Below are 15,118 nucleotides of genomic sequence, written 5' to 3' on the forward strand. Positions count from 1 at the left end.
ATGAATATGGTTATTTATGACACAAAGTTATCATAATTTATTGAAATGACTGCCATCGTTTCTTAAAAAAAAGGTTTTCAATCCATTTTTATAGTTTTGTTAACATATGGCCTGCTATTTGAAACGCAAAATCCGCACTATTTTTTGAGTTTTCATATTTTTTACAAATAAAAAAAATCATCTCGCATCTCGTCAAATTTGTAAGATATTTTATCAAAAAAGTGGGCAAAAAACGACCCTTATAAACTTCCAATCTAGAAAAAATCGATAGGCACAGAGGATGCAAAACAAGCGATTTCGGTACCCTGTCAATCGACTTGATGACGTTAGAGCATTGAGTTTACTCGACAAGAAGCATTACTTGATGGCGCAATATGCATGTTGTTGGCCAGTAAAAGCATATCTATTACGTACAAAAAGCATTGCTTTTGATACAAAATAGTCTGAAATGCAGACGCATAGTGCAACCATACATCTATAAAACATTGTGGCATACGTATTTGCAAATATCGCTAATTCCTTGGCGTATTTACAAACTTCAACGACGGAGTTTGTAAATATGCCAAGGATAAGAGAGGACGTTGTCAAGAAAATTTTTAATCAATCAGCCTCATGTTTTTACGCCCTGTCCATCAAACATCGAAGAAATCTTGACATTGTAGATGAGCTGCTATTGGGTTGCATTGGCCTCTGCAACAAAATAGATGTTTTTATTTTGTCATTTTATCGCTTTATTGTAACTTTGCAATCACCATATTTATATACCGAATGAAAGAATTTGTCATATCAGAAGCAAAAGCCGAAACAGCCATACTCGTAGGTCTCATCACACAGAATCAGAACGAGGAGAAGACCAATGAATATCTGGATGAGTTGGAATTTCTGGCAGACACTGCAGGCGCAGTTACCGTCAAAAGATTCACACAGAAGCTGGGGGGCCCCAACATGGTGAGTTATGTGGGTAAAGGCAAATTGGAAGAAATTAAGCAGTATATAGAAAACGAGAAAGAAAACGACCGCCCTGTTGGGATGGTTATTTTCGATGACGAGCTTTCTGCCAAGCAAATCAGAAACATAGAGAAAGAACTTCAGGTTAAAATTTTAGACCGAACCTCCCTGATTCTCGACATTTTTGCCATGCGGGCTCAGACAGCCAATGCAAAGACACAGGTTGAATTGGCGCAATACCGATACATGCTGCCTCGCCTGCAACGCTTGTGGACCCACTTGGAACGACAAGGTGGCGGCTCTGGTTCAGGTGGTGGAAAGGGTTCTGTAGGTCTGCGTGGTCCGGGTGAGACGCAGCTTGAAATGGACCGCCGAATCATTTTACAGCGCATCACGCTGCTCAAGCAACGGCTCATCGAGATTGACAAACAGAAAACCACACAGCGCAAGAACCGTGGAAGACTGATTCGCGTGGCCTTGGTGGGTTATACCAACGTGGGTAAGTCTACCTTGATGAACTTGTTGTCCAAGAGTGAGGTGTTCGCAGAGAACAAACTTTTTGCCACGTTAGACACCACGGTACGCAAAGTAGTGATTGAAAATCTTCCCTTTTTGCTGGCCGATACGGTGGGATTCATTCGGAAATTGCCCACCGACCTTGTTGATTCGTTCAAATCAACCCTTGACGAAGTGCGCGAGGCCGATCTGCTGTTGCATGTCGTAGACATTTCGCATCCCGACTTTGAAGAACAAATCAGGGTGGTTGACAACACACTGAAGGAATTGGATGCAGCAGATAAGCCGACCATGATCGTCTTCAACAAGATAGATCAATACAGATGGGTTGAGAAAGCTCCTGATGACTTGACACCTCCTACACCAGAAAACCTTTCGTTAGAAGACTTGAAACGCACCTGGATGGCTAAGTTGAATGAAAACTGTGTCTTCATTTCGGCAAAACAAAAGCAAAACATTGACGAATTCAGGGAAACGTTGTACAAAGCCGTGCGGCAGTTGCATGTGCAGAAATATCCGTATAACGACTTCTTGTATCCAACTGATTAATTGAAATAAATGAAAGAGTTCAGGCCATTAACAAGCGAAGAGATTAATGTATTAGAAAGTCATGGCTGTTGGGCAGAAGACTGGTCATCCGTCATGGTTGCCGAGGGATTCAGTCCAAAGTATTTGAGTCGCGTCCTATTCTATGGCGAGAATCGTCTTGGTGCCTTTGAAGAAATGTTGGAGGTAACGAAGGGGTTTTTCAAGCATTCGGGCATTATCAACGCCACATTGAGAAACGTAACCGTAGGTGATAACAACCTGATAGAGAACGTTGGCAATTATATCAATAATTATACAATTGGCGACAGTTGTTTTATTTCAAACATTTGCACACTCGAGACTACCGAGGGAGCCACGTATGGCGAAGGCAACACCATTTCAGTATTAAATGAAGTGGGCGATGGTAACGTCGTGTTGTTCAGAGAATTAAACAGTCAGTTTGCCGCCTTCATGGTACAACATTTTCAAGACAAGGCACTCAAAGACGCCATACTCCGTCTCATCAAGGAAAGCATGGCTTTAAACGAGTCAGACCAAGCATGGATTGGCAATCGTGTGAAAATCGTGAACACAAAAGAAATCACCAACACCATCATCTTTGATGATTGCGAAATCAACGGTGCATCACGTCTGAGCGACTGTACGATTCTTAGTTCAGAAGCCGCCAGTGTATATATTGGAACGGGCGTAATTTGCGAAAACTCCATCATCTCGCACGGGTCTTCCATCATCAATAGTGTAAAAATGCAAGATTGCTTTGTGGGTGAAACCTGCCAGATAACAAATGGTTTTACGGCATCTTCCAGTATATTCTTCGCCAACAGCTATATGGCAAACGGTGAGGCTTGTGCAGCCTTCTGTGGTCCTTTCTCATCCAGTCATCACAAGAGCAGCCTGTTGATTGGCGGAATGTTCTCTTTCTACAATGCTGGTTCAGCCACCAACTTTAGCAACCATGCGTATAAAATGGGGCCGATGCACTATGGCGTGCTGCAACGTGGATGCAAGACGGCCAGCGGTGCCTATCTGCTGATGCCAGCGAACATCGGCACATTCTCTGTATGTTTCGGCAAATTGATGTATCATCCCGACACGCGCAGCCTTCCGTTCTCCTACCTCATCGCCTATGGTGACATCATGTACTTGTCGCCGGGACGAAACATTACGACCGTTGGCCTTTACAGAGACATCAACAAGTGGCCGAAAAGAGATTTGCGTCCGCAACATTCACAAAAGAGTATCGTAAACTTCGATTGGCTTTCTCCCTTCTCTGTAGGCGAAATTGTGGAAGGAAAAAAGATTCTGGAGAAGCTGCGCGAAGCCTCGGGTGATGATGTTTCAACCTATAATTATCATGAATATGTCATCAATGCCAGTTCGCTAAAAAAAGGTATCAAATACTATGACATCGCACTCCACATCTATATGGGTGCGGTTTTGAAACGAGTTTTGAAGAAAGACCCGGCACTTACACCGCCCACTACGACGATTGGAACGGGAAAATGGACAGACCTGGCCGGACTGCTGCTGCCTGTTTCAGAAGAAGAACGATTGATAGACGACATTAAAAATGGCGAACTCGAGACGATAGATGATGTGCTGCAAAGATTCACGGACATCAACGAACACTATCGAGAATACCAGTGGGCTTGGACATACGAACTCATTAAGAATTATTATCAACTCGACACCATCACCTTGGCTGATGCCGATCGCATTCGTACAGATTACATCAAGGCGCGTCGGGCATGGATAGCCGAGATTAGAAAAGATGCTGAGAAAGAGTTTGCCATGGGTGACGTAGAACAAAATTTATTCGATAACTTCATTGGAAAACTGGATCGAGAGGGTGAATATGAGAATTGACAGCATGTTCAACCGCAGAAAACAAAGCCTAACAAAATTGGATATTACTAACAGGTCATTAACTATTATAAAAATGAGAACAAGATTTATATGGTCAAGCTTACTGCTCATACTGTTTCAAAGTAGTCTTTATGCAAAAGTATACGATTACCAAACAGTGACGGGTGACCCCATGAAAGCCCGTATCTACACATTGGATAACGGATTGAAAGTTTACCTGAGCGTGAACAAAGAAAAGCCGCGCATTCAAACTTACATTGCCGTTAAGACAGGAAGTAAGAACGATCCAGCTGAAACTACGGGGTTGGCGCACTATTTGGAGCATTTGATGTTTAAGGGAACCAAACAGTTTGGCACCACCAATGCGGAGAAAGAAGCTGCTTATCTGCAAGACATCACGCAGCGATATGAGAAATATCGCTTGCTGACCGATGCTGCCGAACGCAAACAGGCATACCATGAAATTGACAGTATATCACAGTTGGCTGCCAAATACAACATTCCCAATGAATATGACAAGCTGATGGCAGCCATCGGTTCTGAAGGGTCTAACGCCTTTACGAGCAACGACATCACCTGTTATGTAGAGAATATTCCGGCCAATGAAGTAGACAACTGGGCTAAAATACAAGCCGACCGGTTTCAAAATATGGTGATCAGAGGCTTTCATACCGAATTGGAAGCTGTGTACGAAGAATTCAATATCGGGCTATCGAACGATGGAAGAAAACAGTGGAACGCTCTCAATGCCAAACTGTTTCCTACACATCCCTATGGCACACAAACCACTATCGGCACACAGGCTCATCTTAAAAATCCATCTATCGTAAACATTCAAAACTATTTCAAGCGCTACTATGTGCCCAACAACGTGGCTATCTGCATGGCAGGCGACATGAATCCGGATGAAGTGATAGCCATCTTGGACAAATATTTCGGAACATGGAAGAAGAACCCAACACTATCCTACCCTACCTTCGCACCGCAACCCGACCTGAAAGCGAGTGTAGACACCACGGTGGTGGGATTGGAAGCCGAGAATGTATTGCTGGCCTGGAAGTTCGATGGTGCTGCATCACTGCAAAATGACACACTCACCTTGGTGGATAAAATATTGAGCAACGGGCATGCGGGATTGTTAGATTTAAACCTCAATCAAAGCATGAAGGTTTTGGAAAGTGGTTCGTTCGTCAATGCCTTGGCCGATTATTCTTCCTTCTGCATGGAGGGATTACCCAAAGAGGGACAATCTTTGGAAGAGGTCAAACAGCTATTATTGGCTGAGGTTGACAAACTAAAACAGGGAGCATTTGCCGATGATTTGCTCTCGTCAATCATCAACAACACCAAACGCGATTATTACAAATCGCTACAGTCAAACCGTTCGCGGGTTTCCATGCTGACCGACGCTTTCATTAACAATCAGAGATGGGAAGATGTGGTCAATCGTTTGGATAGATTGGCAAAGATTTCAAAGCAAGACATCATGGCCTTTGCCAACAAACACTTCAAAGACAATTTTGTTTGTGTATACAAGAAGCAAGGCGAAGACACCACACAAAAGAAGATAGACAAACCACAAATTACCCCCATCCCCAGCAACCGCAACGAGAGCAGTGCATTTTTGCGTGACATAAAAAATGCACACGCCACGCCCATACAACCACAATTCCTTGATTTCAAACGCGACCTCACCTTCACTAAGACTAAAAAGAAGCTACCTATTGTGTACAAACACAACAGCGATGATGGACTTTTTAACCTGGTTTTCAATTGGGATTTCGGCACAACTGCTAACAAAGAGTATGCAGTGGCGTGTGATTACATCAACTACCTGGGTACCTCTAAGAAATCGGCAGAGGACATCAAACGCGAGTTTTACAAACTGGCTTGCAGCTTCAACATCATAGCCAATCCGCGCAAGATCGCCATTTTGTTGTCAGGATTGGATGAGAACATGCCCAAAGCGGTAAAACTGCTCAACGAACTGATGACCGATGCGAAACCCGATGCAAAAGCGTACGAAAAATATGTTGCGGTGACATTGAAAGCAAGGCAAGACGACAAGAATGATCAACGCAAAAATTTCAATGCTTTAAGAAGGTTTGCCATGTACGGACCGTACAATCAAGTGCGCAATATTGTAAGCGAACAAGAGTTGAAAGCCTTACAGCCACAGCATTTGGTTGATTTGTTTCAATCGCTCAAACAATACGAACAATCTGTGCTATACTACGGTCCAACGAGTACAAAGCAGCTTTCTGCCTGCCTTGACAAACTGTATGAGCCTGCCAAGAACAGAAAACCTGCATTGAAAAACAAAGAATATCAAGAACAAACCACACCTCAAAACGAAGTGTACATTGCTCCCTACAATGCTAAAAACATTTACATGGTGATGTATCACAACGAGAACAAACCTTTTGATGCCAAGCAAGTAGCAGTAGGAACTCTATTCAATGAATACTTTGGCGGTGGTATGAACACCATTGTTTTCCAAGAGTTGCGTGAAGCTAGAGGGTTGGCTTATAGCGCATCAGCATTTTACAACAACAGTCCGTTGAAAGGTCATCCTGAGTATGCACAAACTTATATCATCACTCAAAACGACAAAATGATGGATTGCATCAAGGTGTTCAACAACATCTTAGACACCATTCCACAAAGTAAAGCAGCCTTCGACATTGCCAAACAGGGTTTGACGAAGCAACTGGCCAGTCTTCGCGTCACACGCAGTGGTGTACTACAAGCGTATTTGGATGCCAAAGAAAGAGGCATTGATTATGATGAAAACGAAAGAATTTATCAAGCCTTGCCCAGCATCACCATGCAAGATATTGTGAATTTCGAGCAAAAAAACATGGCACGCAAACCTTATCGTTACGTCATCTTGGGCGATGAGAAGAATTTAAACATGGAGGCTCTACAGAAAATCGGCAACATCAAACGTCTTTCCACCGAAGAGATATTTGGATATTGATGGCGCAAATAACAATAAAATACGTTTAGAATAACAAGACAATAACAACAATAAAAACATTATGGCACAAACTCCTGAATTTAAGTATGCGCCCATGTTTCAAATGGGCAATGACGAAACTGAGTATTATTTATTAACAAAAGACGGCGTATCGGTTAGTCAATTCGAGGGAAAACCTGTCCTGAAAGTGACTCCGGAAGCACTCACCATGCTCACCCAACAAGCCTTTCACAATGTGAGTTTCATGTTGCGCCGCGCTCACAACGAACAAGTAGCGAAGATTTTAACCGACCCTGAGGCATCGGACAACGACAAGTATGTGGCACTCTCCTTCTTGCGCAATGCAGAAGTAGCATCAAAAGGCAAACTGCCACTTTGCCAAGACACGGGTACGGCTATTGTACACGGTGAAAAGGGACAACAGGTATGGACGGGCTTTTGCGATGAAGAAGCCATCTCTCGTGGTGTTTACAACACCTACACACAAGACAACCTGCGCTACTCACAGAATGCACCCCTCAATATGTACGACGAGGTGAACACCAGATGCAACCTTCCTGCACAGATTGACTTAGAGGCAACCGAGGGAATGGAATACAAATTCTTGTTTGTCACCAAGGGAGGCGGCTCTGCCAACAAGACCTATCTGTACCAAATGACCAAAGCCATTATCCAAAACCCTGGCACCTTGGTTCCTTTCTTGGTAGAGAAAATGAAATCATTGGGTACAGCTGCGTGTCCTCCTTACCACATTGCATTCGTCATCGGAGGCACCTCGGCAGAGAAAAACCTGCTCACCGTGAAGTTGGCGTCTACTCATTATTATGACGACCTGCCCACCTCGGGGGACGAAACAGGACGTGCTTTCCGCGATATAGCATTAGAGAAGGAGCTTTTAGACGAAGCACACAAGATTGGACTGGGTGCTCAGTTTGGTGGAAAATACATGGCTCACGACATTCGGGTGGTACGCTTGCCGCGCCATGGTGCATCGTGTCCCATCGGAATGGGCGTCAGTTGTTCGGCAGACCGCAACATCAAAGCCAAGATTAACAAAGAGGGTTTGTGGATTGAGAAGTTGGACGAGAATCCCGGTTCACTCATTCCAGAGGAATTACGTCAAGCTGGTGAAGGCGATGTGGTGGAAATCAACCTCAATCAACCCATGGCAGAAATCTGCAAAGAACTGTCGCAATATCCCGTATCTACACGTGTAAGTCTCAACGGTACGATCATCGTGGCACGCGACATCGCACATGCCAAGCTCAAAGCACGTCTCGATGCAGGCGAAGAGTTGCCCGAATACTTCAAGAACCACCCTATTCTCTATGCTGGTCCGGCGAAGACTCCAGAAGGAATGCCTTGTGGCAGTATGGGTCCTACTACCGCAAACCGCATGGATCCTTATGTAGACGAGTTCCAAGATCATGGCGGTTCGATGGTGATGATTGCCAAAGGCAACCGCACACAAGTGGTTACCGATGCTTGTCAAAAGCACGGAGGTTTCTATTTGGGTAGCATTGGCGGTCCTGCTGCTGTGCTGTCGATGAACTCCATTAAGAGCATTGAGTGCGTAGAATATCCCGAACTCGGCATGGAAGCTATTTGGAAAATTGACGTTGTCGACTTCCCTGCTTTCATCTTAGTTGACGATAAGGGAAACGATTTCTTCAAACAACTGAAACCTTGGACGCCTAATTGCACAAAATAACAGACCGCAATAGCCTCTCATGGTTATGACTTAACCGCCAGCTTTGCATCTTCAAAGCTGGCGGTTGTTCATTGAAAGGTAAACAAGGATTTATTCTGAGTGTATAACTCGCAAATAACAAGAGCTGCTACCCACGAGTATGTAAAATACGCAATGCAAAAAATAAATCAATTATTTGGGAGTATCAGATTCTTAATTTACCTTTGCAATTGATTATGATACTCTTAAGAAGACTTAAAATATTATTCTTATCCATATTCGTCTCAACGATTTTGTCTGCTCAAACGCCCATTGCTAACCGTGTTAACGAGGCGGCCAAACATGTATCAAAAGATGCCTCAGTGGTGGCCAAGTATACGGATAACAAGCGTCATAGTCTGTATTACATTCGCAAGGACAAGCTTTTTTGTCTGGATGTGGTGCTCAACATCAATGAAGAACTCAACTTTACGCCACACAAATATGATAAAATTTTATCCTCCTACCTCAGTCCTGACGGTGAATACATGTTCATCTGCCTTGACAAGGGGAACAAATCAGGATGGGTACTGGAAGATAGATTCGAACTATGGCGAATCAACTCATTTAACAGAAAATCCACACGAATAGCCTCAGGATTTACAATTGATAGAACAAAAGAAGGTTTTCTTCTTCGCAAAACCTCCAGGTGCTTAAATCCAAGAGCACCGAAATCACGACAAAGATGGATGGTCAGGGATCATCATTTCGACTTGATGGGCCAAGCTACCGTTACCTTACCTGAATACGAGTACCACTTCTGACCTATCGTGTCGTAACGTGAAAGCATCCTTGGTGTATTTCGTATTTAACATAGCAGCGGTTAAGATTGCGCAAATCGTTCAGCACTTCACTTAACACCCACTTCAAACTATCATTACGAACCTGTCGGCGGGCAGGTCCATTTGGGTCTTGTACAGTAATATAACGATTATAACCAATGTCGAAAGTTGTTCCATAGAGATGGCAACTGTTAGGCATTGCATTGCCATTATGGCCTCTCAATCTCTCAATATCCTCACGACTTCGCATCACGCTGGTGACAATAATTTTGTGAAGGGGAATTCCTTTCACTTGCAAACTGTCAAAGAAATTGCGACCAATATCTTGAAGCAAGACGGCAGCCTGTGGCACCAGATAAGGAATACTGCTTTTTAAACGATCAACATAGAAATAAGGATTCGCACCAATGTATACCAACTCAGCCTTCCTACTTTCTGCTTCGGCACGATCAAGCACCGGCTTCACCCCCAACTTATTGGCGGCAACGAGCTGAACATCATTCTGATCAGGAAACGATTTGGAAAAGTTCTGGACGCTATAAATTCGGTTTTTAACAAGTGATCCATCTGCATTGAAAAATTTTGAGCGCATACTCGGACGAGCTTCAGGATTGTTCGCAGCTACGGATTTAACAGCATGATCTTCATGAGACTTTTCTTTCAGCGTCAGCGAATCAAAATGATTACTCGGGGAAGAGATATCTTTTGCAGTCCTATTGCCTGCAACATCAGGAAAGACGCAACGTACCATGCCCAAAAACACAACGCAGAGGGCAAAACCTTGTAAGTATCTCTTCTTTGAAATCTTCATCAATACAGTTTCTTAGCGACAAAGTTAATAAAAAGAAAACAGTTAATCCCTGTACCAATCTTTTTTTTCACTTTTATGAAAAAACTCCAATACCACATCTTTAAAGTCTAATCTTTTTCGTACATTTGCAACAATTATTTAAACTTATACATCACATTGATTGAGAAGCATATTGTTCTGGAAGACATAGACCCTGTTACATTCTATGGGGTTAACAATGATCATTTGCAGATGCTCAAGTCGCTGTTTCCCAAATTGCGAATAGTTGCTCGTGGAAACGTCATCCGTATCTTGGGCGACGAGGAAGAGATGGCCAAGATTGAAGAGGACATTGAACTGATGCAGAAGCACGTCTTGAAGTACAACTCCATCACGGAAGAAGATATCTTGGACATCGTTCATGACCACAAAACAAAGGCTGATGCCATCAAGGATGTTGTAGTGTATAGTATTTCGGGACGCCCTATCAAGAGTCGGAGCGAGAACCAGCAAAAGCTCATCGAAGCATACAATACTTCGGACATGGTGTTTGCCGTTGGTCCGGCAGGCACTGGAAAAACCTATCTCAGTATTGCTTTAGCCGTAAAAGCCCTGAAAGAAAAGGCTGCCAAGAAGATTATCCTCTCCCGCCCCGCAGTGGAAGCCGGAGAGAAACTTGGATTTTTGCCTGGAGATATGAAGGACAAGATTGATCCATACCTACAACCTTTATACGATTCTCTTGAAGACATGATTCCAGCCGTGAAGCTGCAAGACATGATGGAGAAACACATCATTCAAATTGCCCCCCTGGCTTTCATGCGCGGTAGAACCTTAAGCGACGCTGTCGTCATCCTCGATGAAGCGCAGAATACCACCCCAGCCCAAATCAGAATGTTCCTCACCCGCATGGGATGGAACACTAAAATGATCATCACGGGCGACATGACCCAAATAGATTTACCGCACGAACAAAAAAGTGGTTTAAAAGAAGCACTGAGAATATTAGGCGATGTTGAAGGCATCTCTGTGGTTGAATTGGGCAAGAAGGACATCGTTCGCCACAAATTGGTCACGAGAATAGTGAACGCCTATGAAGCTTACGACAATGTCAGGAACCAAGAAAAGAAACTCGAGTTTAAAGATTAAACATACAACAATGAAAGCATTAACAAAAACTGATTTCCATTTCGATGGACAAAAGAGTGTTTACCATGGCAAAGTACGTGATGTTTATAACATCAACGATGACTTGATCGTGATGGTTGCAACTGACAGAATCTCTGCATTCGACGTGATCCTACCCAAGGGAATTCCTTTCAAAGGACAGGTTCTCAATCAGATAGCTGCCAAATTTCTTGACTCTACCAAAGACATCTGCCCCAACTGGAAGATTGCCACACCAGACCCAATGGTGACGGTAGGCGTAAAATGTGAAGGCTTTCGTGTTGAAATGATCATCCGAAGCATTCTGACGGGCAGCGCTTGGCGCGAATATAACGCCGGAGCCAGAGAGCTTTGTGGCGTGAAATTACCCGATGGCATGAAGGAAAACGAACGTTTCCCAGAGCCAATCGTCACACCAACAACCAAGGCTGACGAAGGACATGACCTCAACATCTCAAAAGAAGAAATCATCAGTCAGGGGATTGTTCCGGCAGAAGATTACGCCATCATCGAGGATTACACGCGCAAATTGTTCGCTCGCGGACAGGAAATTGCAGCCAAACAAGGACTGATTCTTGTGGACACCAAGTATGAGTTTGGCAAAAAAGACGGCAAGATTTATCTCATTGACGAAATTCATACCCCTGACTCCAGTCGTTACTTCTATGCCGACGGCTATGAGGAGAAGCTGGCGAAAGGTGAACCACAGAAGCAATTGTCAAAAGAGTTTGTACGTCAATGGCTCATCGAACACAACTTCATGAACGAACCTGGGCAGACCATGCCAGAGATTACGGACGAATATGCTGAAAGTGTAAGCGAGCGTTACATTGAATTGTACGAGCACATCACTGGCGAAAAATTCAAGAAGGCGGCCGACCATGATGATTTGGCTGCACGCATTGAAAAGAATGTCAGCGATTATCTCGCTTCGCTAAAATAAAAAAAGACAATTCATTCAACAGCGTGTACGGACAAGAAAAGATAAAACCGTATGGTCAGGAGGGCGAGAAGAAACAGCAAGTAGAGCGAATGTTCGATCGCATTGCGCCCACGTACGATGAGTTGAACCATCGCTTGTCATGGAACATAGACAGGGGATGGCGCAAAAAAGCCATCAAGCAACTGCAGCCTTTCGCCCCCCAAACCATACTGGACATAGCCACCGGTACCGGTGATTTCGCCATTTTGTCAGCCAAAATGCTGCAACCCAAACAATTGATTGGTGCAGACATCTCGGTTGGCATGATGGAAATAGGCAAACGAAAAGTTGCTGCAGCGCATTTAGACCACATCGTTTCCTTTCAAAAAGAAGACTGTCTGGCCCTATCTTTTGCAGACCATTCGTTTGATGCCGTAACAGCAGCTTTTGGCATTCGTAATTTTCAGGACCTAGATAGCGGACTGAAAGAAATCTATAGGGTACTAAAACCAGGTGGACACCTGAGCATTGTTGAGCTGACACAACCTGTGTCGTTCCCGATGAAACAATTGTTCAAGGTATATTCGCACACACTTCTACCCTTTTATGGCAAACTCCTTTCTAAGGATAAAAGCGCCTACAAATACCTCACGTCAACCATCGAAGCCTTTCCACAAGGTGAACAGATGGTTGAGATATTACAGAAAGCGGGCTTTTCCAACGCAAAGTTCAAGAGATTGACATTAGGTGTCTGCACGATGTATTTTGCAGAAAAAGAATGATTTAGAAGAACTACGCCAATGGATTTGCGTGCAATAACGACATGAATATGGACAAATACGGACTGATAGGCTACCCTCTTGGGCATTCATTCTCGATAGGTTATTTTAATGAGAAATTCCAAAACGAAGGAATCAATGCCAAGTATGTGAATTTTGAGATTCCAAATATAGAGAATCTTCAAGAAGTGTTGGCATCCAACCCCGATCTCAAAGGATTAAATGTCACGAGGCCTTACAAAGAAAAGGTCATCCACTATCTGGACGAACTCAGTCCGGAGGCCAAATCTATTGGTGCCGTTAACGTAATCAAGGTCACACACAAGGGGAAGAAAACCATATTGAAGGGCTACAATAGTGATGTCATTGGGTTTACACGCAGCATCGAACCGCTGCTCGACACGTTTCATAAAAAAGCACTAATTTTAGGTACTGGAGGGGCTGCAAAAGCGGTAGATGTGGGGCTAAAGTCATTGGGAATTGAAACAAAGTATGTCTCTCGACAAAACCTTCCAAACGTATTGCGATATGATGACATCACTCCCGAAATCATTCAAGAATACAATGTCATCATCAACTGTACGCCCGTAGGGATGTATCCACATGCCGACGTTTGTCCCCAGCTTCCTTACGAAGCAATGGGCAGCCATCATTTGCTGTACGATTTGATATACAATCCAGATGAAACGCTTTTCATGAAACAAGGAGCCAGGCAGGGCGCAACGGTCAAAAATGGATTAGAAATGCTGCTGTTGCAGGCTTTTGTTTCATGGGAGTTTTGGCACGAAGCCTAGTTGCTCTTTCCTAAACTCTCTCAAGAAATGATGTGTTTAGACAAATAGCCACAGGAAGAACAGAGTAGTTCATGCAGCTGTTCGTCATCACATCAACGGTTTACTCACCAAACTTTAAAAACATTGATACACATGGATAGATATATGATGCGCGGTGTTTCTGCCGCAAAGGAAGATGTTCACAACGCCATCAAAAACATCGACAAGGGCATTTACCCACAAGCCTTCTGCAAAATCATTCCCGACATACTGGGAGGCGACCCTGATTATTGCAATATCATGCACGCCGATGGTGCCGGAACCAAATCATCCTTGGCCTATATGTACTGGAAAGAGACGGGTGATCTCAGCGTATGGAAAGGCATTGCACAGGATGCCATTGTGATGAATACCGACGACTTGCTGTGTGTGGGTGCGGTAGACAACATCTTGGTATCGAGTACGATTGGGCGTAACAAGCTCTTAATACCCGGTGAAGTGATTTCTGCCATTATCAACGGCACGGATGAATTGTTGCAAGAGATGCGAGACATGGGCATTGGCATTTACCCCACAGGCGGCGAAACGGCTGATGTAGGCGACTTGGTGCGCACCATTATCGTCGACTCTACCGTAACCTGCCGCATGAAACGCAGCGACGTCATCGACAATGCTAACATCCGTCCTGGCGATGTCATTGTCGGATTGAGCAGTACAGGACAGGCTACCTACGAGAAAACATACAACGGAGGCATGGGAAGTAACGGTCTGACCAGTGCTCGTCACGATGTTTTTGCCAAATATTTGGCAGAAAAATTCCCCGAAAGTTACGATAATGCCGTGCCTGATGATTTGGTGTATAGCGGTGAATATCAACTCACCGATAGCATAGAAGGCGTAGAGATTGATGCAGGTCATTTGGTACTCTCGCCTACTCGCACCTATGCACCTATTATAAAGAAGGTGTTAGATGCACACCGAAGTCACATTCATGGCATGGTTCACTGCACAGGAGGCGCCCAAACTAAGGTGTTACACTTTGTCGGCGACAATTGCAAAGTGGTAAAAGACAATTTGTTCCCCGTTCCTCCCCTATTCAAAACCATCCAACGTTGCAGTGGCACCGATTGGAAAGAGATGTACAAAGTCTTCAACATGGGACATCGCATGGAAATATATGTGTCTCCCGAGTACGCACAAGAAATCATTGCAATCAGCAAAAGTTTCAATGTTGACGCCCAAATCATCGGTCATATCGAGGAAGGAAAACGCTCTCTCACCATTCAATCTGAATTAGGAACATTCGAATATTAAATA

General features: G+C 44.0%; 11 protein-coding genes. 10 read left to right on the forward strand and 1 reads right to left on the reverse strand.

Annotated features, from left to right (window positions below; genetic code table 11):
* Positions 1 to 768: 768 nt before the first annotated feature.
* The 5 genes from hflX (at position 769) to HMPREF0650_RS05130 (ending at position 9,352) form a co-directional block, all read left to right on the forward strand.
* On the forward strand, positions 769 to 2,013 hold the full coding sequence (hflX, locus tag HMPREF0650_RS05110) for a GTPase HflX (RefSeq protein WP_004348883.1): 1,245 nt from the start codon (positions 769 to 771) through the stop codon (positions 2,011 to 2,013).
* A 9-nt stretch (positions 2,014 to 2,022) separates the two neighbouring features.
* Positions 2,023 to 3,879 (forward strand): DUF4954 family protein, encoded by a 1,857-nt coding sequence (locus HMPREF0650_RS05115; RefSeq protein WP_004348885.1) that lies wholly within the window; start codon positions 2,023 to 2,025, stop codon positions 3,877 to 3,879.
* A gap of 73 nt (positions 3,880 to 3,952) precedes the next feature.
* The gene (locus tag HMPREF0650_RS05120) at positions 3,953 to 6,859 is read left to right on the forward strand and encodes a M16 family metallopeptidase (protein WP_040562519.1); all 2,907 of its coding nucleotides are present in this window, start codon (positions 3,953 to 3,955) and stop codon (positions 6,857 to 6,859) included.
* Positions 6,860 to 6,920: 61 nt separating this feature from the next.
* Complete coding sequence (locus HMPREF0650_RS05125) at positions 6,921 to 8,570, forward strand: fumarate hydratase (RefSeq protein ID WP_004348888.1); 1,650 nt, start codon at positions 6,921 to 6,923, stop codon at positions 8,568 to 8,570.
* Between the two features lie 215 nt (positions 8,571 to 8,785).
* Positions 8,786 to 9,352 (forward strand): hypothetical protein, encoded by a 567-nt coding sequence (locus HMPREF0650_RS05130; protein ID WP_004348889.1) that lies wholly within the window; start codon positions 8,786 to 8,788, stop codon positions 9,350 to 9,352.
* 1 nt (position 9,353) lies between these two features.
* Here HMPREF0650_RS05130 and HMPREF0650_RS05135 read toward each other — a convergent pair whose 3' ends face one another.
* Positions 9,354 to 10,181 carry a DUF5715 family protein gene (locus HMPREF0650_RS05135; RefSeq protein ID WP_004348891.1) on the reverse strand — a complete coding sequence of 276 codons (828 nt, stop codon included), beginning with the start codon at positions 10,179 to 10,181 and terminating at the stop codon, positions 9,354 to 9,356.
* 156 nt (positions 10,182 to 10,337) lie between these two features.
* Between HMPREF0650_RS05135 and HMPREF0650_RS05140 the strand changes: the two genes are divergently transcribed.
* From HMPREF0650_RS05140 to HMPREF0650_RS05160, 5 genes are all read left to right on the forward strand, one after another.
* Entirely contained in the window at positions 10,338 to 11,309 is a 972-nt protein-coding gene (locus HMPREF0650_RS05140; protein WP_004348893.1) for a PhoH family protein, read from the forward strand.
* 10 nt (positions 11,310 to 11,319) lie between these two features.
* The gene (locus tag HMPREF0650_RS05145) at positions 11,320 to 12,270 is read left to right on the forward strand and encodes a phosphoribosylaminoimidazolesuccinocarboxamide synthase (protein ID WP_004348895.1); all 951 of its coding nucleotides are present in this window, start codon (positions 11,320 to 11,322) and stop codon (positions 12,268 to 12,270) included.
* Between the two features lie 23 nt (positions 12,271 to 12,293).
* The gene (ubiE, locus tag HMPREF0650_RS05150) at positions 12,294 to 13,031 is read left to right on the forward strand and encodes a bifunctional demethylmenaquinone methyltransferase/2-methoxy-6-polyprenyl-1,4-benzoquinol methylase UbiE (protein ID WP_004348896.1); all 738 of its coding nucleotides are present in this window, start codon (positions 12,294 to 12,296) and stop codon (positions 13,029 to 13,031) included.
* Positions 13,032 to 13,078: 47 nt separating this feature from the next.
* Complete coding sequence (locus tag HMPREF0650_RS05155; RefSeq protein WP_040562522.1) at positions 13,079 to 13,822, forward strand: shikimate dehydrogenase family protein; 744 nt, start codon at positions 13,079 to 13,081, stop codon at positions 13,820 to 13,822.
* Positions 13,823 to 13,954: 132 nt separating this feature from the next.
* A complete protein-coding gene (locus HMPREF0650_RS05160; protein WP_004348899.1) occupies positions 13,955 to 15,115 on the forward strand; it encodes an AIR synthase-related protein in 1,161 nt (386 codons plus the stop codon).
* Positions 15,116 to 15,118 lie beyond the last annotated feature (3 nt).

Origin of the sequence: Hoylesella buccalis ATCC 35310 (assembly GCF_000177075.1) — a bacterium.
In the GTDB taxonomy this organism is placed as follows: Bacteria; Bacteroidota; Bacteroidia; order Bacteroidales; family Bacteroidaceae; genus Prevotella; species Prevotella buccalis.